Genomic DNA, 19,627 nt, shown 5'->3' with positions numbered 1-19,627 from the left:
ATAGGGTTTCGCCATGCCCGCTGGCCTCCATTCCCCAGCCGGCATCTTGAATCACATAATAGGCCCGAGCAAAACCCTCTCGATTCAGCCTCACGTCATCTCGCTCTAAGCCTCGCCAAGCAACGCAAGGCGCCGCACGCGGTTCAGGCGGCGGCATCCTGGAATTGGAGGCTGGCGAGCCGGGCGTAGAGGCCGCCATGCGCCACCAGAGCGGCATGATCGCCCTGCTCGACGATTCGACCGTCATCCATCACCAATATGCGGTCCGCCGCGCGCACCGTTGCCAGCCGGTGGGCGATGACGATGGTCGTGCGCCCGCGCATCAGCCGGCCCAGCGCATCCTGCACCAGCCGCTCGGATTCGGCATCGAGCGCCGAGGTCGCCTCGTCCAGCAGCAGCAGCGGCGCATCGCGCAACAGCGCGCGCGCGATGGCGATGCGCTGGCGCTGCCCCCCGGAAAGCCGCGCACCGCCTTCGCCAAGATAGGTGTCGAGGCCGTGGGGCAAACCGCGCAGGAAGCCTTCCGCATTGGCGGCGCGCGCCGCGTCCCAGATGCGATCGTCGCTAGCATCCCAGCAGCCATAGCGCAGATTGTCGCGCGCGGACGCCGCAAAGATCACGCTGTCCTGCGGCACCATCGCGGTCATGGCGCGCAGCGCCGCGGGGTCGGCCTGCGGCAGAGCGACGCCGTTCAGCCGCACCGTGCCGGCATCGGGATCGTAGAAGCGCAGGGCGAGCTGGATGATGGTCGACTTTCCCGCGCCAGAAGGTCCGACGATGGCCACAGTCTCGCCTGGCTCGACCGTAAAGCTGACGCCGTGCAGCGCCGCCTGATCCGGGCGGGTGGGGTAATGGAAATGCACCGCATCGAAATCCAGCCGCGCCCCGGCGGCCGCGCTGGGGATCGCCACGGGATGGGCAGGCGGATGGATATCCGGCTCGGCCCGCATCAACTCGTCTAGCCGGCTCGCCGCGCCCGCGCCGCGCAGCAGGTCGCCCCAGCTTTCCGACAGCGACCCGAACGCGCCGGCGACAAGGCCACCGGTCAGCACGAAGGCGGCGATGCTGCCGCCGGACAGGCGGCCGGCAGCGACGTCGAGCGCGCCCTGCCACATGACGGCGGTGATCGATCCGAACACAAGCGCGATGACCACGCCCGTCATCACCGCGCGCAGCCGGATGCGGCGGCGGGCGGTGGCAAAGCCGGCCTCCACCGTGGCGTCGAAGCGGGCCGCCTCGCGCGCTTCCTGGCCGAACGCCTGGACGATCTTCATCGCGCCCAGCACTTCGCTGGTGACGCTGCCGACATCGGCGAGCCGGTCCTGGCTGGCACGGGACAGAAGCCGGACCCGGCGGCCCAGGCCGATCAGCACGACGAGGATGACGGGGATGCCGAGCAACAGCAGGGCGGCGAGCTTGGGCGCCAGGACGAAGAGATAGGCAAGCCCGCCGATCCCCGTCACCATGTTGCGCAGTGCCACCGAAACGGTGGAGCCGACGACCTGTTCGACGATGGCGGTGTCGGCGGTCATGCGCGACGCGATTTCGGAGGGGCGGTTTTCCTCGAAGAAGCGGGGCGCTTGTCGCAGCAGGTTCGCCTGGGTCGCACTGCGGATGTCGGCGACGACGCGCTCGCCAAGGGTCGAGACGAAGTAGAAGCGCAGCGCTGAGGCGATCGCCAGCACGACGACGATCATCAGCAGATATTCGAACCAGCGGCTGATGTCGCCGCCGCCCATGAAGCCCCGGTCGATCACCAGCCGGAAGCCGCTGGGGATGCCGAGCGTCGCCGCGGATGAGACGATCAGCGCGGCGAGCGCGGCGGCGATGCGGCCCGGATAGTGGCGGGCGAAGCGCCACAGCATCGCCAGGCTGCCAAGGGCGGGTCGCGGCGCGGCGCGGGTCGCGGAAACATCCTCCATGGCCGGCCGCTTAGCAGCCCCTCCGTCCCCCCTCAATGGCCGTTCATCCCGCCGGGGCGACCAGGCCCGCGAGTTGCATCACCCGACGGGCATCGACCTTGCCCGTCAGCGCATAGGCCATCGCACCCTGTTCCCAATAGGCGATCGTCTCGCCGGCGCGGCGAGCCATCAGCGGGGTCGTTTCGGCCGGGGTTTCGGCGCGGTCGGCGAAGAAGGAGAGCGGCTCGCCCTGAGGCGTCACCAGGCTGATGGCGATGGCGCTGCTGTCGGGCGTGGGGAAGAGCTGAACGTCGGTGACGCGCCAGCCAGCGGGCAGGGTGGGCAGGGTGATGCCGGTGGATTTCTCGATCTCGCGCGGGTCGAGGGTCGCGCTTTCGACCTGCGAGGCCATGCTTTGCCTGAGCAGTCCGGCGCGGCGCGAGGCGGCGGCTTCGTCGAGGAAGCTGCTCGCCTGCGCCGCCTGCGGAAACTCGCCCAGCGCGCCGCGCGCGATCCAGCCGGTGGCAATGAGCGCGGCGATGCCGGCGGCGCGGCTCAGATGCCGCCATGTCCGCCGCGCGTCATTATCGTTGGCGACGGGCAGCGCGGGGTCGCGGCGGCGGCCCACCAGCGTCCCCTTGGTCCCGTCGCGCGACAGGCGGAAATCGATATGCGGCCAGCGCCGACGCCAGCGCCGCGCGACCAGGCGCTCGCCGGGCCGGGCGGCGTCGTCCAGCAGCACCACGCCACCCGGCGACAGGCGCGAAAACAGGCAGTCCGCCGCGCCCCGCACCAGTGGATGCACGCTCCAGGGCGGGCCATCGATGATGAGGAGGTCGATCCGGTCGGGGAGATGATCGACCGCATACCAGCGGCCGGGCCAGTCGCCGCTTTCCTGCGTGAGCGGCGCATGGCGGATATCGACGTCCAGCCCATGGTCGCCGAGCCACTGCCGCGTCGCGTCGACAAAGCCGCCATGCTGGTCGAAACTGTGCAGCCGCCCGCCGCCATGGAGCTGAAGCGCGCGCGCCGCGACCAGCGAGGATGCGCCGGCGCCGAGTTCCACCACATGAGCAGGCCGCAACCGGGCGATTTCGCGGACGATGTGGCGAAGGAAGCCGACATCGGCCTTCCAGCTGCCCAGATGGGGCAGCGCATCGTGCGGCAGGCCGAGTTCATCGAGCAAAGCGCGCTTGTCCGCAGGGCGGCCGCCCGACAGGCTGGCGAGCAGCCAGGGCCAGCCGATGGCCCCGAAGGCGAGCCGCCAGGCAAGATCGCTCGCCTTCCGGCGCAGGTCGGCCGGGGCCGGCGCGGCTTCGCTCAGCGGGAGAAAACCGGTAAGCTCGCGGGATGTCACGTAGGAAGGCTCCTTGTGGGAAAGGCTATGCCCGTCATCGGCTTTCGCGCATAGGGCGCAATCCATGACACAGGTAAGACCGATGACCCGCATAATTTCCGCGACGGTTGAACGCTGGCCGGTGGCCGGCGCGTTCGTCATCAGCCGGGGGGCCAAGACGCATGTCGACGTGATCGTCTGCACGGTCGGCGACGGAGGCCATGAAGGGCGGGGCGAGGGCACGGCCATCTATTATGAGGGCGAGAGCGCGGAGGGGTGCGTCGCCGCGCTTGCCGGATATGCCGGGCCGCTGGAGCGGACGGCGCTGCTGACCCATATGCCGCGCGGCGCGGCCCGCAATGCGCTCGACTGTGCGCTGTGGGATCTGGAGGCGAAGCGGGCAGGCGTGCCGGTGTGGCGACTGGCGGGGCTGGAGCCGCCCGTCGCGCTCCCCACGGCCTTCACCATCAGCCTGGGGGAGCCGGCGGCGATGGAGGCGGATGCGCGCGCCGCAGCGGCGCGGGGTTTCGGGCTGCTCAAATGCAAGCTGACCGGGGCGGGCGACCGGGATCGGGTGGCGGCGGTGCGGGCCGGCGCGCCCGATGCGCGGCTGATCGTCGACGCCAATGAAAGCTGGCACGAGATGGACATTGCGGCGGAGGCGGCGGCGCTCGCGGCGCTGGGGGTCGAGATGGTGGAGCAGCCGGTGCGCCATGGCGCAGAGGCTCGGCTCGATGGAGTGCGCGCGCCGTTGCCGCTGTGCGCCGACGAAAGCTGCCATACGCGCGCCGACCTCGACCGGTTGGGCGGGTTCGATGCAGTGAACATCAAGCTCGACAAAGCGGGCGGCCTGACCGAGGCACTGGCATTGCGGGACGAAGCGCGGCGGCGGGGCTTTCGGGTGATGGTCGGCTGCATGCTCGGCACCTCGCTCGGCATCGCGCCTGCCGCGCTGGTGGCGCAGGGGGCCGACTGGATCGACCTCGATGGCGCGCTGCTGCTGGCGGAGGACCGGCCGGGCGGGCTGGCGGTGGCCAACGGGATGCTGGCGCCGGGGACGCTGTGGGGCACTGGCGGGTAACGGCAGGCGAAGTATACAGTGTCGTGGGCGTTTTCGGGGCAAAAGCCTCCGCGACGCGTCTGCAACGCGCCTGCGACGCTTCCGCCACGCACCTGTCGGGTCACGGTCGGGTCTCCACGACGTCACGGTCGGGTCATCATGATGGGCCGGTGACGCGCCGACCGGGTAACGGCGGCGCGTCTGTCGCATATTGGCGGGGCTGTCGGGAGGCTTCACCGTGCAGGATGGAGCAGAGAAAATCCTATTAGGAAAGGGGCGGTTTCTCTCCCGACGTCGCGTCGTGAGGATAGGATGGGAGATGGGTTCCCGCTGGCGCGGGAATGACGGGTAAGGTCAGGCGGCGAGGCGCAGGAACGGCACCGGGTCGGTGGAGCGCAGCACGATGGGCCGGCCTTCCGATGCCTCGAACAATTCGCCGTCGAGGATGACGCTGCTATGGTCGCCCTCGATGCGGATGACATCGCCCTGTTCGAGGTGGATGCCCTGCATCTTGGCCTTGCCCACGCGCCTGAAGACGCTGGCCCAGACGAGCCGCAGCAATGCGGGCAGGCTCTGGTCCACTGCCATCAGCTTCATGTTGCCGCGCTGGCTGCCACCCGGCTGCACGCCCAGCAGCAGCTTTTCCAGGGTCGTCACGATCAGCACCGCGAAGCGGCCGACCAGTTGCCCGTCGCGGATCAGCGAGATGCGGACCGGCTTGCCCGATGGCGGCAGGAAACGCGCGCGGATGCCGAACAGCATCGAGAAGATGACCGCGACCGCCGTGATGAAATGGCTGATGCCGTTGGAGAGGCCCAGCGGATAGATCTGGTTGCGGCAATAGAGCATCGAGTCGGCAAGCCCCGCGCCGCCCAGGAACATGCCGAGCACCGGCCGGCTTTCGGCATGGCCGTCGGACAGGGCGATCAGCTCGCGCGCGACGACATGGTCGTCCACGCCCGCCTTGGCGATCTCGACGATCCGCTCCAGCGCCTTGATCGGATCGCCATGGATGCCAAGGTCGAGCGCGATCAGGTTGGTCTTGCCGTTGGGCAGCACCGCGATCGGCGGCACCCGGCCCTTGAAATGCGCGCCCTGGTAGAGTTCCGTCAGCGACGCCTGCACCGTGCCGTCGCCGCCATTGATGACGATGACGGCGGGATCGACGCGCGCGATCGTCTGGAAGGCGCGGCCGATCTGGTCGACCTGCTCCACCTCATAATGGAAGATGGCGGGGTTGTTGGCGCAATAGCTGCGGACGCGCGGGAGGGTCTGGCGGTTGCCCGTCGATTTGGGATTGGACAGGAGCGCGACGCAGACCATCCTTGCCGATCACATATATTGCAGGTTGATGGTGATCTTCGTCACGCCGGGGCCGGCATAGAAGGCCGCCTTCTCCACCCCCGGCTTGCCGAGGTTGAAGATGCTGAGCGACGGGTTGTTGGAAAAGCCGCCGCCGTCGCGCGAAATGTCGGTCTTGCCATTGCCGTCGCGATCGTGGCGCACGGCGATGCCGTAGCGGCCCGGCTGCGGCACCGGCATGCAGAAGCGCATCGCGCCGCCCGCCGGGCGGACCGCCGTGTCGATGCGGTTGAGCCACTCGCCCTTGGTCAGCCATGCCGATTTCGTGGCGGGATAGGATTGCACCCGCACCTTGCCCGTGGCGGCGGAAAAGCCGCGCACGTCGACCAGCACCGCCGGCCCCTTCGCATCGGCGGCGCAGCGCGCCAGATCATTGCCGATTTCCTGCCCATGGGCGAGCGCGGCCGAGGACGCGACCAGCGCGCCCGCCATCACCAGACCCCGTGCAAATTTTACCATGACCATCAGACTCCTGGAAGCTATAGCCATCCGGGAACGACCGGATGGCGAGCCCCTGTTCGCCCCGCAACTTAGCCCTGGGATATGGAATCGGTTTGCGGCCAAAACATGGTGATGGGACGACGACTTAGAGAATGCTGACCGCCACCGACCGTTATCTCGCCCGGCTGATCGCTCTGCCGATGTTCGGCACGCTGGTGATCGCCGCGATGCTGCTGGTGCTGGACAAGATGCTGAGCCTGTTCGACTTCGTCGCGGCGGAGGGCGGGCCGGTGAGCGTGGTGTGGCGGATGCTGGCCAATATGCTGCCCGAATATCTTTCGCTCGGCATTCCGATCGGGCTGATGCTGGGGATATTGCTGGCGTTCCGCAAGCTGGCGCTGTCCTCCGAACTGGACGTAATGCGCGCGGTGGGCCTGTCCTACGGACGGCTGCTGCGGGTGCCGTACATGTTCGCGATCGCCCTGGCGCTGCTCAATTTCGGCATCGTCGGCTTCGTCCAGCCCCTGTCGCGCCACGCCTATGAGGCGTTGCGCTTCGAGCTGCGGTCGGGGGCGCTCGGCGCGTCGATCAAGGTCGGCGAGTTCACCAATCTTGGCAAGCGCATGACGATGCGGATCGAGCGCAGCCGCGACGAGGGGCGCAACCTCCAGGGCATTTTCGTGCGCGCGACCAGCCGCGACGGACAATCGCTGGCGGTGACGGCGGCGCAAGGCACCTTCCTGGCGACCGACGACCCCGACGTCATCATCTTCCGCTTGCGCGACGGCGTGCTGGTCAATGATTCGCCCAAGTACAAGTCGCCGCGCATCCTGTCCTTCTCCAGCCATGACCTGCCGATCGACCTGCCGCAGATCGAGCGGTTCCGGGGGCGCGACGTTGACCGGGAGAAGACGATTCCGGAGCTGGTGAAGATCGGCAAGAGCGGCGCGACGCCGGAAAAACTCCGCAACGAGGTGCGCGCCAATTTCCATTATCGCATGGCGGAGGTGGTGTTCATGCTGCTGCTGCCGCTTGCCGCGCTGGCCTTCGCCATCCCGCCCAAGCGATCGACGTCGGCGCTGGGCGTGTTCCTCTCGATCGTGTTCATCGTAACCTATCACAAGATCAACCAATATGGCGAAAGCGTCGGCGCGCTGGGCAGGATCGACCCGATCATCGCGCTGTGGGGGCCGTTCCTGCTCGCCTCCGCGCTGGTGCTCTGGATGTATCATGTGATCGCGCACCGGCCGGGCGGCCAGCCCATCGCGGCGCTCGAATTTGCGTTCGGCAAGCTCGGCAAGCAGGTGGCGCGGCTGCTGGGCTTCTGGCGGCGGCGCGGCCGAGCGGAAGGAGCGGCCTGATCCTATGAACCTGCAATTCTTCCCGTCGCGCCAGATGAGCTGGTATATGGCGCGGTTGTTCCTGACGCGCACCTTCGCCGTGCTGATGCTGCTGGTGGTCGTGCTCCAGACGCTGGACCTGCTGGGCGAATCGGGCGACATCCTCGCCTATCCGGGCAATGGCGACGCGCAATTGTGGCATTATGTGGCGCTACGCGCGCCGCAGATCGTGGCGCGCTTCCTGCCCTTTTCGGTGCTGCTCGGCACGCTGGTGATGCTGGCGACGCTCAACCAGAACAGCGAGGTCATCGCGATGAAGGCGGCGGGGCTGTCGGCGCACCAGATTCTGGCGCCGCTGATCGCGACGGCGCTCGGCGTATCGCTCATCAGCTTCGCCTTCAACGAGCGGATCGTCGCGCGGTCGACCGCGGCGCTCAGCGCCTGGGAAGCGGTGGATTACGGCCCGGTGCCGCCGTCGACCGGGATCAAGTCGAACCCCTGGGTGCGCGATGGCAACAATCTTGTCAACGTCGCCATCGTCGCCGGGCGGCGCGACGCGGTCCAACTGCGCAACGTGCAGATCTACAACCGCATCAACAACAGCCTGACGACGATCGTCCAGGCGCCGCGCGGCCATTATGACGCGGCGGACAAGAGCTGGGTGCTGGAAGATGCGCGCCAGTTCGACGTGGCGCGCGGCACGCAGCGGCAGATCGGCACGGTGCGTTTCGGCCGCGACATCCGCCCGGACCAGTTCACGCTGGCGAAGGTCGATCCCGATGCGCTGACCTTCGACGAACTGCGCGCCGCCATCGCCGACCTGCACGATGCGGGGCGGCCGACGGCGGAGCTGGAGGGCAATCTGTGGCACAAGCTGTCGGGGCCGCTGTCCGCGCTGCTGATGCCGATCCTGGGATCGGTGGCGGCGTTCGGCCTTGCGCGGTCGGGCCAGCTGTTCATCCGCGCGGTGATCGGCATGGCGCTGGGCTTCGCCTATTTCGTGGCGGACAATTTCTCGCTCGCGATGGGCAGCCTGGGCGCCTATCCGCCCGTGCTGGCGGCCTGGGCGCCGTTCTTCCTGTTCCTGCTGGTCGGCGAGACCGTATTATTCCGCACTGAGGAATAAGCGGCGGAATAAAGAAGGCCCCGGCGACCAAGGGACGTCGCACGGGGCCTTCCACAGGGGGCGTTCCGATCCTCATAGGGGGAGGGGAAAGAGACCGGAACAACCGCTATATGGGTCGGGTGAGTTGCGTTTCAAGACGCAACGGGAAGATATTCTTGAGCTCGAACAGTCGTGCCACCGTCCGCGACCGTTTCCTTCTCGTCATTCCCGCGAAAGCGGGAACCCATCTCCCGACCTTTCGCCGGGGGAGAGGGCCGGAGATGGATCCCCGCCTTCGCGGGGATGACGAAACTTCACGTATGTTCGATACCTCACCGCCCCATGGTGCTCCGCGCGATCTTCGCGATGAGCGGCGACATGCCGGCATAATTGCCCCTGCGATAGGGCGAGTCCGGTTCCAGCGCCGCCATCAGCCGGGCATGGGCCTTGCCCAGTGCGTGATAGGGGACGCTGGGCAACAGATGATGCAGCGCATGGTAGCGCAGCCCCACCGGTGCCCACAGGAAGGGCAGGTAGCCCGGCGGCGGCACATTGACCGAATCGAGATATTGCGCCGTCACCGTCATCGCCTCGCCCTCATTTTCCCAGAGATGCGCGACCAGGGTGCGCAGCTGGTTGATGACGGTCATCGCCGAATGGATCGCCATATAGGTGAGCAACGGCTTCCAGCCGAAGGCGAAGACGCTGCCCACCAGCGCCAGCGCGACCAGACTCGCGCCCGCTTCCTGGGCTGCCCACATGCGGGCGAACGCCCCCTCGGGCGCGCGGCGGCGATAGGCGGGGTTGATCGACAAGGCGGAAAATTCCGCCACCACCTTCGCCCGCAGCGGGGGTATCAGCAGCGACAGCGGGGTCAGCACGCCAAAGCGCAGGATGAGGCCGACCGGCGCGAGCGCGGCGACGAGGATGAAGAGCGGCAGCGACCAGGGCTTCATCAGCGCCAGCGGCAGATATTCGGGGTCTTCGCTCGTGCCGTAGCGGGTACGGGCGTGATGCTGGGTATGGACGCCCTCATACATGAAGGAGGGGATCATCAGCGGCATCCCGACGATCAGGTTCCACCCCGCGCGAAAGCCCGGCAGCGCCCCCTTGCGGATATGCGTCAGCTCATGGATGAAGCTCGCCGCGCGATAGAGCGCCAGCATCGACAGGATGCCGCACGCGATGGCGACTCCCGTCGATGGAGCGAGGATCGCGCCCGCCATCCCGCCCCAGCCGATCAGCGCCGAGAGTATCAGGTCGGTCCAGTAAATGCGGGGGCTGGCGATCGCATATTCGCGCGCCAGATCGGCCGCCGCGCGCAGCATCGCCGGGTCGTCGGGGATCGCCGCGCGCGCGCGCTGGGCGGCGGCCAATATGGGGTCGTGCTTCGTCATGCGGGCGGTCCTAACCTTCAAATGCGCTGATATCATGGCAACAGCATGGCCATCAGCCCCATGATGCGCGCCGGCCGCCGCAGCGCATTGACTTTGCACAATCAAGCGCCGAACGGACGCGCAGCATTTTTTCCAGCGAGGCGGCAGACGTGGCGCAGACTGATCTGGTGATTACCCCCGTATCCGGCAAGGCCGACATGAAGGCCTTCATCGACCTGCCCTGGCGGCTTTATGCCAACGATCCCAACTGGGTGCCGCCCTTGAAGGCCGAGGTGAAGGAGCTGCTGACGCCCGGCAAGAACCCCTTTTTCGGCCATGCCGAGGCGCAATATTTCCTCGCCCGGCGGGGCGGCACGGTCGTCGGCCGCATTTCCGCCCATATTGACCGGCTGGCGCTGGAGCAGCCGGTCGAGCAGGGGATGGGGCCGGGCACCGGCAATTTCGGGATGTTCGAGGCGGAGGATGCGGCGGTCGGCGCAGCGCTGATCGCAGCGGCCGAGGGCTGGCTGCGCGGCAAGGGGATGAGTCGCGTGCTCGGGCCGATCTCGCTGTCCATCTGGGAGGAGCCCGGCCTGCTGATCGAGGGGCATGACCATCCGCCCACGGTCATGATGGGGCATAACAGCCCCGCCTATCAGGCGATGATCGAAGGCGCGGGCTATGCCCCGGTCAAGCAGCTCAAGACCTATGAGCTGGATATCACGAAAGACTTTCCGCCGCTGATCCAGCGGATCGTCCAGTCGGGCGAGAAGAACCCGCGCATCCGCGTGCGGCAGGTGGACAAAAAGCAGTTCGACAAGGAAGCCGCGATCATCCTCGGCATCCTGAACGACGCCTGGGGCAATAATTGGGGTTTCGTGCCGATCACCGACGCGGAAGTCGCGCATACCGGAAAGAAGCTGAAGCCGATCGTGTTCGAGGATCTGATCATGATCGCCGAACTGGACGGCGAGCCGGTCGCCTTCATGATGACGCTGCCCGACCTTAACGAGGCGGTGAAGCCCTTGAACGGATCGCTCTTTCCGTTCGGCTTCATCAAGCTGCTCTCCTGGCTGCGCAAGCCCCGGTGCCGGACGATGCGCGTGCCGCTGATGGGGGTGGTGCAGCGGCTTCAGGCATCGCGCATGGCGAGCCAGCTCGCCTTCATGATGATCGAATATATCCGGCGCAACGCCGTCGCGCGCTATGGGTCGACGCGCGGCGAAATCGGCTGGGTGCTGGACGACAATCAGGGCATGAACGCCATCGCCGACGCGATCGAGAGTCGGGTGAACAAAATCTATCAGATTTACGAGAAGCCGCTCTGACGACGTTTATCATTACGTTGCCGTTTCTTCTGCAACTTCAGCCGATCCGCTTCGTTTCTAACTCAAGATAGCAACGAAGGAGTGTGCATCATGGGTGAGACCATCGACAAGCTGAAGGCTGCCGGCAACAAGGCTGCGGGCGCCGTGAAGGAATCGGTCGGCAAGGCCACCGATAATGCCAGCCTGGAAGCCGAAGGCAAGGCGCAGAAGGCCAAGGGCACCGCGCAGGACGTGGCCGGATCGGTCAAGGGCGCGCTCGGCGACAAGATCTGATTTCCCTCGCCTGAGGGTCGCACCGGCCCCGTTCCTCGAAAGAGGGGCGGGGCCTTTTATTATATTCCTCCCCTGAAAGAGGAGGGGGACCGCGAAGTGGTCGAGGGGTGTCCCGCTATCGAGAGAGCGACACCCCTCCGTCAGTCGCTACGCGCCTGACACCTCCCCTTCCAGGGGAGGACTATTTCGCTCAGCGAGATGATTCCGCACATCCCGCCGCAATTCGCCGGCGCACAGATACAGTGCGATCACATTGGGGATCGCCATCAGGAAGAAGCTCGAATCGACGATTCCGACCACGCGGCCAAGGTCGATCGCGGCAGCGGGAGGCAGGGCGACGACGTAGAGAATCTTGTAGCTCCACTGCGCCCTGGGCCCATGGCCGAACAGGTAGCCCCAGGCCTGAAGCCCATAGAAACCCCACGCCACCAGCGTCGAATAGGCGAAGAGGAAGACGACCACTGCGAGCAGCCAGGGGAACCATGGCGACACCTTGGCGAACGCGGCGGAGGTGATGGCGATCCCCTCCAGCCCGCTATTCCACGTCCCCGCAACCACCAGTGCCAGGCCCCCCAGCGCGCAGACGATCATCGTGCCGAGGAGCGGTTCGAGCAGCGCGACCAGCCCCTCCGACACCGGATGCTGCGTGCGCGCCAGGCTGTGCGCCATCACCGCCGATCCGACGCCCGCCTCGCTGGCGAACACCGCGCGCCGCATCCCCGCGACGAACGCGCCGACCGCGCCGCCGGTCGCCGCGTTGCCGCTCCACGCCCCGTCCCAGATCAGCGCCAGCGCCGAGGGGATCTCGCCCGCGTGCAGGATCAGGATCGCCGCGACCCCCGCCAGATAGACCGCGACCTTGAGCGGGGTGAGGCGTTTGGCGACTTCGCCGAGCCACGCCGCGCCGCCCAGCGTCACCAGCGCCACCGCGCCCGCCAGGAACACGCCATAGGCCCAGCCGTTGGTCAGGCCGGTGACGACCTTCACCTGCGCGAAGCTCTGGTTGACCTGCACCATCGGGATCGCGCCGAACAAGGCGAAGAAGGCGTAGGCGCCGCCCAGCGCCAGCCCGAGTTTCGGCCAGCCGCGCGCCGCGCCCACGGCTTTGAGCACATACATCGGCCCGCCATGGGCATGGCCGCGGCTGTCGAACACCCGATATTTGAGGCCAAGCGTCACCTCGGCCATCTTCACCGTCATGGCGAACCAGCCGATGATGAACATCCAGAGGATCGCGCCCGGCCCGCCCATCGTCAGCGCGACCGCGACCCCCGCGATATTGCCGAGGCCGATCGTGCCGGACAGGGCCGTGGAGAGCGCCGCCCACTGGCTGACATCGCCCTTCGCCTCGCCTTCCCGTGGCTGGCTGCGCAGGATGCGCAGCGCCCGCCCGACCTGGGTGACGTTGGGGAAGCCGAGCCAGACGGTGAAGAACAGCATCGGCACGGCGAGGTAGAGGACGATCAGTTCGACCTGAGCACCCAGCACCGGCACCTTGAAGAACACCGCGCTGGAGAGGCCGTCGATAAAGGCGTTGAAATTTTCCATCATGGCCGGATGCCGCCACCCGGACCGAAAGTCGATTGAGAAAAACTTGTCCTGTTGCCCGGCGGGCGCGGCGCGCTATGCCCGCAGCATGGATCGTCTCAAGACCATTGCCCGCGGCATCGGCGTCGCGCTGCTGTTCCTGATCGTCGCCCTGTGCCTGGCGGTGACGATCGTGCCTGCCTTCCTCGATCGCATCTATTATCGCGGCCCCGCGAGCGGCCATTATGACGGCGCGCATTTCTTCAACCCCGACGGGGCGATCGACATCCCCGCGCCGCCGGGGGCAAGCCGGCAGGGCTTCATCGCCCGCTGGCTGCTGGGCGCGGACGACCGGCCGCGCTGGCCCGATGCGGTGGCGGTCACGCCCGCGCGCCCCGCGCCCTTTGCCGCGCCGCGCGGCATGGTGGCGACCTGGGTCGGCCATGCGACGGTGCTGGTGCAGGCGGCGGGGCTCAACATCCTGACTGACCCGATCTGGTCGGATTATGCCAGCCCCTTCCCCCCATTGGGGCCCAAGCGCGTGGCGCAGCCGGGCATCCGCTTCGACGACCTGCCCAGGATCGACCTCATTCTCCTCAGCCACAATCATTACGACCATATGGACCTGCCGACGCTCAGGCGGCTCTGGGAACGCGACCGGCCGAAGATCGTCACCAGCCTCGGCAACGACACGATCCTCAAAAATGCCGGCATCCCCGCCGTCGCGCTCGACTGGGGCGGCAGCGTCAGCGGCGCGGCGTTGAACGGCCTCGCCCCGCAGGCGGTGATCCAGTGCGGCGCTTACGAACATTGCCCCGACTATCGCGTCCATGTGACCCGCAGCCATCATTGGGGCAGCCGCTGGGGCACGGACCGCAACCGCGCGCTATGGTCGAGCTTCGTAGTGGAAACGCGCGCCGGCAACATCTTCTTTGCCGGTGATACCGGCGCTGGCGACATGGGCTGGCCGATCCAGGCGCGGCGCTATGGCCCGATCCGGCTGGCGCTGATCCCGATCGGCGCGTTCCGCTTCTGGAAGGGGCAGATGCAATCGGACGCGCATATCGGCCCGATCCAGGCGGTGGAAGTGTTCAGGCGGCTGGGCGCATCGACCGCGATTCCCGTTCACTGGGGCACGTTCCGCCTGTCCTACGAGAAATGGGGCACGCCGCCCAAAATGCTGGAACTCGCGCTACGCTGCGCCGGCATCCCGCGCGATCGATTCGCACCCGTGCGGATCGGGCAAAGAGTGATGGTGCCGACGGTCAGCGCGGTGCCGGAAGCGCCCAAAAGCTGCGACGAACGCGCGATCGAGGCGCTGGAGTAATACTCCCCTCATCCTCCCCTGGCAGGGGAGGTGGCTGGGCGAAGGCCAGATGGAGGGGTGTCCAGCCAACGAGAGGCTGACACCCCTCCGTCACGCGCTCCGCGCGCGGCACCCCCCCCTTACAGGGGAGGGTTATCTTGCTTCACACGCCCTCCAACAACCCTTCGCGCTTGATCTTTTCCTGCCACACCAAAGGCGCGAGGCGGTGGACATTCTGGCCTTCGCTGTCGACCGCGACGGTGACGGGCATGTCCTCGACCGTGAATTCGTAGATCGCCTCCATGCCGAGATCCTCGAACCCCACGATCTTGGCTTCCTTGATCGCGCGCGCGACCAGATAGGCCGCGCCGCCGACCGCCATCAGATAGGCGCTCTTGTGCCGTGCGATCGAATCGGTCGCGGCCGGCCCGCGCTCGGCCTTGCCGACGCAGGCGGCCAGGCCCTGTTCCAGCATCATGTCCATGAACTTGTCCATGCGGGTCGCCGTGGTGGGACCGGCGGGGCCGACCACCTCGTCGCGCACCGGATCGACCGGGCCGACATAATAGATGACGCGGCCCTTGAAATCGACCGGCAGGCTCTCGCCACGGCTAAGCATGTCCTGGATGCGCTTGTGCGCGGCGTCGCGGCCGGTCAGCATCCGGCCGTTCAGCAGCAGGCGGTCGCCATGCTTCCAGCTCTGGACGATTTCGGGCGTCAGCGTGTCGAGATCGACGCGGATCGCTTCCTTGCTGGGCTTCCAGTCCACCTGCGGCCATTCGCTGAGCTTGGGCGCTTCCAGATAGGCCGGACCCGAACCGTCGAGCATGAAATGGGCGTGACGGGTAGCGGCGCAGTTGGGGATCATCGCCACCGGCTTGCCCGCCGCGTGGCAGGGATAGTCGTAAATCTTGACATCGAGGATGGTCGAAAGCCCGCCCAGGCCCTGCGCGCCGATGCCGAGCGCGTTGACCTTGTCGAAAATCTCGATCCGCATCTCCTCGATCTTGTTCTGCGGCCCGCGCGCCTTGAGTTCGCCCATGTCGATGGGCTCCATCAGGCTTTCCTTGGCCAGCGCGACGGCCTTTTCCGCCGTGCCGCCGATGCCGATGCCGAGCATGCCGGGCGGGCACCAGCCCGCGCCCATCTGCGGGATCATCTCCAGCACCCAGTCGACGATCGAATCGCTGGGGTTCATCATCTTGAACTTGGTCTTGTTCTCGCTGCCGCCGCCCTTGGCCGCCACGTCCACGATCACCTTGTTCCCCGGCACCATCTCGACGTTCAGCACGCAGGGCGTGTTGTCCTTCGTGTTCTGGCGCGAGAAAGCGGGGTCGCGCAGGATCGAGGCGCGCAGCCGGTTTTCCGGGTTCAGGTAAGCGCGGCGGACCCCTTCATCCACGACCTCCTGCATCGACCGGCTATTGTCGTCGAGGCGGCAGTCCATGCCCCATTTGATGAAGACGTTGACGATGCCGGTGTCCTGGCAGATCGGGCGATGCCCCTCCGCGCACATGCGGCTGTTGGTCAGGATCTGGGCGATGGCGTCCTTCGCCGCCGGATTGGCCTCCGCCTCATAGGCTTTGCCCAGCGCGCGGATATAATCCATCGGATGATAATAGCTGATGAACTGAAGCGCGTCGGCGACGCTCTCGATCAGGTCGGCGGTCTTGATGACGGTCATCTTGGCCCATATCCCTCTAGTCGCCCGCCCTGCACGGCGGGACTTTGGCAAGCGCGGCTATAGGGTTTTGGACCAGAGCGTCAATCTGCCTCCAGCGGCCCGTCGGCGAAGGGGAACATCGACCAATAGGGCTGCTTCTCCGCCAGCACCCGCGCGACGCTCGGCCGCGCTTCCAGCCGGTCGAGATAGGCGGCGAGCGCGGGATGCGCGCCGCGCATCGGCACGATGCGGTCGGCGTAGAAGAGCGAGGGCGCGGCGGCGCAGTCGGCCAGGGTGAAGCTCTCGCCCGCCGCCCATGTCCGCCCGCCCATCCGCTCCTCGATCAGCGCATAGGCTTTGCCCAGCAGCGCACGCGCCTGTTCCCGCGCGGTCGAGTCGCGCTGCGGTTCGGGCCGCAGACGGTCGCCGACCAGCGCCTGCATCGGGCTCATCACATAATTGTCGAACAGTCGGTCCATCAGCCGTACCTCCAGCGCCGCGTCGGGATCGGCGGGAATCGGGCGGAAGGTGCCGGGGTCGTGCAGCGCCAGATATTCGATGATGATGCTCGCCTCCGCCACGATCGCGTCGCGCGCGGGATCGCGCAGGACCGGGATTTTGCCGATCGGCCAGAGCGCCTGCCACTCGGCTGCCGCCGCTTCGTCCGCCAGCATCCTTGGCGAGAAAGGCACGCCGCTTTCGTAGAGCGCGATCAGCACCTTCCAGCAATAGGAGGACAGGGGGTGATAATAGAGGATCATGGCGTCTCTCCCGAACCGTCGGTGCGGCCTGAGAGGATGAGCCACGCATTTGCGTGGCAAGGCAAATTTATTTTTTCTTGGAAAGGCGCCTCTTGCGTTTTTTGGGGGCGAGGAAAGTCCGCGCGTCGCTGCGCTGCAAAGGAGCGTCGCAGCGACGAAACGAATCGCAGCGGCGACGAACCGAGTCTCGCGATTGTCATTTACCCTCTTTGCGACACCCGGACGCTATGGCACTATCCCTTGTATCGGGTAAACGGGGGCCACCCAACAGATAGTGATTGCGACGTCGGGAACGTTTCCCGGCGCGGGGTGATTTTTGCCCCCGGCGATCCTATATGTCGGGTCCGTGTCCGCCCGGCGAAACGGTCGGGACATGGGCGCGCATCGTGGCGCGAACGGGCTTGACCGAATCGAACGAAACAGGAACATTCGGGGGCTCGCATGGACTTTCGAGAGAGTGGACAAGGTGACGACGTGGCGACGGTGATGGACGATCTGGTGGAAGCGACTAGGACGATGGTGCAGCCGCCCAGGGCGGAGGCGAAACCCGCTGCGCCATCTTCGTCGTCCAGCGTCCATGCGCGCCGCTTTCCTGTCACGACCGACGCATCGCGCGACGCGCTGCTGACTGAATTCGGCAAGGATACGCTGAACGACCGCTATCTGCTGCCCGGCGAATCCTATCAGGATCTCTTCGCGCGCGTCGCGGCCGCCTATGCCGACGATGCGGACCATGCGCAGCGCGTTTACGACTATATCTCGAAGCTGTGGTTCATGCCCGCGACGCCAGTGCTGTCCAACGGCGGCACCGGGCGCGGCCTGCCGATCAGCTGCTATCTCAATTCGGTGGACGACAGCCTGGAAGGCATCGTCAACACCTGGAACGAGAATGTCTGGCTCGCCTCGCGCGGCGGCGGCATCGGCACCTATTGGGGCAATGTGCGCGGCATTGGTGAGCCGGTGGGCCTCAATGGCAAGACCAGCGGCATCATCCCGTTCGTCCGGGTGATGGACTCGCTGACGCTGGCGATCAGCCAGGGTTCGCTGCGCCGCGGGTCGGCCGCCTGCTATCTCGACATCTCCCACCCGGAGATCGAGGAGTTCCTGGAGATCCGCAAGACCAGCGGCGACTTCAACCGCAAGGCGCTGAACCTGCATCACGGCGTCCTTTTGACCGACGAGTTCATGGAGGCGGTGCGCGACGGCGCGGAATTCAACCTCCGCAGCCCCAAGGACCAGTCGGTGCGCGGCACGGTGAACGCCCGCGCCCTGTTCCAGAAGCTGGTCGAGGTGCGGCTTGCCACCGGCGAGCCCTATATCGTGTTCAGCGACACGGTGAACCGCATGATGCCCAAGCATCATCGCGACCTGGGGCTCAAGGTGTCGACCTCGAACCTCTGCTCGGAAATCACCCTGCCGACCGGGCGTGATCACCTCGGCAATGACCGCACGGCGGTCTGCTGCCTCTCCAGCCTCAACCTCGAAACCTGGGACGAGTGGAACAAGGACGCCCGCTTCATCGAGGATGTGATGCGCTTCCTCGACAATGTGCTTCAGGACTATATCGACCGCGCGCCCGACGAAATGGCGCGCGCCAAGTACAGCGCTGCCCGCGAACGATCGGTGGGCCTTGGCATCATGGGCTTCCACAGCTTTCTCCAGGCGCGCAGCCTGCCGTTCGAGGGAGCGATGGCGAAATCGTGGAACCTGCGTATCTTCAAGCATATCAACGCCAAGGTGAACGAGGCGTCGATGATGCTGGCGCAGGAACGCGGCCCATGCCCCGACGCCGCCGATCAGGGCGTGATGGAGCGCTTCTCCTGCAAGATGGCGATCGCGCCGACCGCGTCGATCAGCATCATCTGCGGCGGCACATCGGCCTGTATCGAACCGATCCCGGCGAACATCTATACCCACAAGACGCTGTCGGGCAGCTTCCCGGTCAAGAATCCCTATCTCGAAAAGCTGCTGGTGGCCAAGGCCAAGGACAGCACGGCCGTCTGGAATTCGATCCTGGAGCGGGGCGGCTCGGTCCAGCATCTCGATTTCCTGAGCCAGGAAGAGAAGGACGTGTTCAAGACCAGCTTCGAGATCGACCAGCGCTGGCTGCTCGAACTCGCGGCCGACCGCACGCCCTATATCGACCAGGCGCAGTCGCTGAACCTGTTCATCCCGGCGGACGTGGAAAAGTGGGATCTGCTGATGCTCCACTTCCGCGCCTGGGAACTGGGGATCAAGTCGCTCTACTATCTGCGCTCCAAGAGCGTGCAGCGCGCGGGCTTCGCCGGCGGGGTGGAAGCCGACAACACGATCGACGCCCCCAAATTCCAGATCGGCGAGACGACGGACTATGACGAGTGCCTAGCCTGCCAGTGAGTAGGAGATGTGTCGTGGGAAATCAGTTTAACTACATTGCTGAAATATTGTCCAAGCGCGAACCGCCAAGCCTGGAAAATGCTATCGCTGATTTATTCAGTGGGTTTAGTTCCGACGATCTGCGGAAGAAAGCTGCTTGGGAGAGGACAAGTCCTCTTAGCCGAGGTGTAATATTTCATCCTACAGATGCCCGTGTAGATGAACTGGGCAATATCATTTGTTTGTCTCATTACGGTAGGCATGATTCTATCTATGGTTGGGAAATAGATCATGTTACTCCGAGGTCTCTCGGTGGTGGAAATGGGTATGAAAACCTGCGCGCTCTTAGCTGTAGGGCCAATAGATCGCTTGGCGGCATGCTCGGCGCATTCTTGAAGAAATAATTCAGATTAACTTCTTCTGTGCTTTGTAAAATTAGTCGATATTTTCGGTATTCCGCTGTTTCTGGTATACCAATAATTGACATATCTTA

16 protein-coding genes are annotated in these 19,627 nt (G+C 66.0%); 8 read left to right on the top strand and 8 right to left on the bottom strand.

Annotated elements, in window-relative coordinates; translation table 11 throughout:
• Positions 1-143: 143 nt before the first annotated feature.
• Both ACETPF_RS20200 and ACETPF_RS20195 read right to left on the bottom strand, forming a co-directional pair.
• Entirely contained in the window at positions 144-1,922 is a 1,779-nt protein-coding gene (locus ACETPF_RS20200) for an ABC transporter transmembrane domain-containing protein (RefSeq protein ID WP_373936407.1), read from the bottom strand.
• 43 nt (positions 1,923-1,965) lie between these two features.
• Complete coding sequence (locus tag ACETPF_RS20195) at positions 1,966-3,258, bottom strand: class I SAM-dependent methyltransferase (protein WP_373936406.1); 1,293 nt, start codon at positions 3,256-3,258, stop codon at positions 1,966-1,968.
• 82 nt (positions 3,259-3,340) lie between these two features.
• On the opposite strand from ACETPF_RS20195, the gene dgcA reads away from it, so the two are divergent.
• On the top strand, positions 3,341-4,318 hold the full coding sequence (gene dgcA, locus ACETPF_RS20190) for an N-acetyl-D-Glu racemase DgcA (protein WP_373936405.1): 978 nt from the start codon (positions 3,341-3,343) through the stop codon (positions 4,316-4,318).
• Between the two features lie 333 nt (positions 4,319-4,651).
• Here dgcA and ACETPF_RS20185 read toward each other — a convergent pair whose 3' ends face one another.
• Both ACETPF_RS20185 and ACETPF_RS20180 read right to left on the bottom strand, forming a co-directional pair.
• Positions 4,652-5,620 (bottom strand): diacylglycerol kinase family protein, encoded by a 969-nt coding sequence (locus tag ACETPF_RS20185; RefSeq protein WP_373936404.1) that lies wholly within the window; start codon positions 5,618-5,620, stop codon positions 4,652-4,654.
• A gap of 9 nt (positions 5,621-5,629) precedes the next feature.
• Positions 5,630-6,124, bottom strand: coding sequence for a DUF2141 domain-containing protein (locus ACETPF_RS20180; protein WP_373936403.1), 495 nt, complete (start codon positions 6,122-6,124; stop codon positions 5,630-5,632).
• Between the two features lie 128 nt (positions 6,125-6,252).
• Between ACETPF_RS20180 and lptF the strand changes: the two genes are divergently transcribed.
• A complete protein-coding gene (gene lptF, locus ACETPF_RS20175; protein WP_373936402.1) occupies positions 6,253-7,461 on the top strand; it encodes an LPS export ABC transporter permease LptF in 1,209 nt (402 codons plus the stop codon).
• Between the two features lie 4 nt (positions 7,462-7,465).
• On the top strand, positions 7,466-8,566 hold the full coding sequence (gene lptG / locus ACETPF_RS20170; protein WP_373936401.1) for an LPS export ABC transporter permease LptG: 1,101 nt from the start codon (positions 7,466-7,468) through the stop codon (positions 8,564-8,566).
• A 311-nt stretch (positions 8,567-8,877) separates the two neighbouring features.
• Here lptG and ACETPF_RS20165 read toward each other — a convergent pair whose 3' ends face one another.
• The gene (locus ACETPF_RS20165; RefSeq protein ID WP_373936400.1) at positions 8,878-9,942 is read right to left on the bottom strand and encodes a fatty acid desaturase family protein; all 1,065 of its coding nucleotides are present in this window, start codon (positions 9,940-9,942) and stop codon (positions 8,878-8,880) included.
• Between the two features lie 149 nt (positions 9,943-10,091).
• Here ACETPF_RS20165 and ACETPF_RS20160 point away from each other — a divergent pair, with 149 nt between their 5' ends.
• Together ACETPF_RS20160 and ACETPF_RS20155 are read left to right on the top strand one after the other, a co-directional pair.
• Positions 10,092-11,249 carry an N-acetyltransferase gene (locus tag ACETPF_RS20160; RefSeq protein WP_373936399.1) on the top strand — a complete coding sequence of 386 codons (1,158 nt, stop codon included), beginning with the start codon at positions 10,092-10,094 and terminating at the stop codon, positions 11,247-11,249.
• A gap of 90 nt (positions 11,250-11,339) precedes the next feature.
• Positions 11,340-11,522, top strand: coding sequence for a CsbD family protein (locus tag ACETPF_RS20155; RefSeq protein WP_373936398.1), 183 nt, complete (start codon positions 11,340-11,342; stop codon positions 11,520-11,522).
• 147 nt (positions 11,523-11,669) lie between these two features.
• Here ACETPF_RS20155 and ACETPF_RS20150 read toward each other — a convergent pair whose 3' ends face one another.
• Positions 11,670-13,070, bottom strand: a complete 1,401-nt coding sequence (locus ACETPF_RS20150) for an alanine/glycine:cation symporter family protein (protein WP_373936411.1) — start codon at positions 13,068-13,070, stop codon at positions 11,670-11,672.
• An 88-nt stretch (positions 13,071-13,158) separates the two neighbouring features.
• Here ACETPF_RS20150 and ACETPF_RS20145 point away from each other — a divergent pair, with 88 nt between their 5' ends.
• Positions 13,159-14,376, top strand: a complete 1,218-nt coding sequence (locus ACETPF_RS20145; protein ID WP_373936397.1) for an MBL fold metallo-hydrolase — start codon at positions 13,159-13,161, stop codon at positions 14,374-14,376.
• A gap of 142 nt (positions 14,377-14,518) precedes the next feature.
• Here the strand turns inward: ACETPF_RS20145 and ACETPF_RS20140 are convergent, their stop codons facing one another.
• Complete coding sequence (locus ACETPF_RS20140) at positions 14,519-16,039, bottom strand: fumarate hydratase (protein ID WP_373936396.1); 1,521 nt, start codon at positions 16,037-16,039, stop codon at positions 14,519-14,521.
• A gap of 80 nt (positions 16,040-16,119) precedes the next feature.
• A complete protein-coding gene (locus ACETPF_RS20135) occupies positions 16,120-16,779 on the bottom strand; it encodes a glutathione S-transferase family protein (RefSeq protein WP_373936395.1) in 660 nt (219 codons plus the stop codon).
• Positions 16,780-17,295: 516 nt separating this feature from the next.
• On the opposite strand from ACETPF_RS20135, the gene ACETPF_RS20130 reads away from it, so the two are divergent.
• Together ACETPF_RS20130 and ACETPF_RS20125 are read left to right on the top strand one after the other, a co-directional pair.
• Positions 17,296-19,155: a ribonucleoside-diphosphate reductase subunit alpha gene (locus tag ACETPF_RS20130; protein WP_373936410.1), complete on the top strand. Its 1,860-nt coding sequence runs from the start codon at positions 17,296-17,298 to the stop codon at positions 19,153-19,155.
• A 14-nt stretch (positions 19,156-19,169) separates the two neighbouring features.
• Positions 19,170-19,538: an HNH endonuclease gene (locus ACETPF_RS20125; RefSeq protein WP_373936394.1), complete on the top strand. Its 369-nt coding sequence runs from the start codon at positions 19,170-19,172 to the stop codon at positions 19,536-19,538.
• Positions 19,539-19,627 lie beyond the last annotated feature (89 nt).

The sequence above is a fragment of the Sphingobium agrisoli genome, from assembly GCF_041877245.1.
Taxonomy (GTDB): Bacteria; Pseudomonadota; Alphaproteobacteria; order Sphingomonadales; family Sphingomonadaceae; genus Sphingobium.
This window is presented reverse-complemented; position numbering and strand designations above follow the sequence as displayed.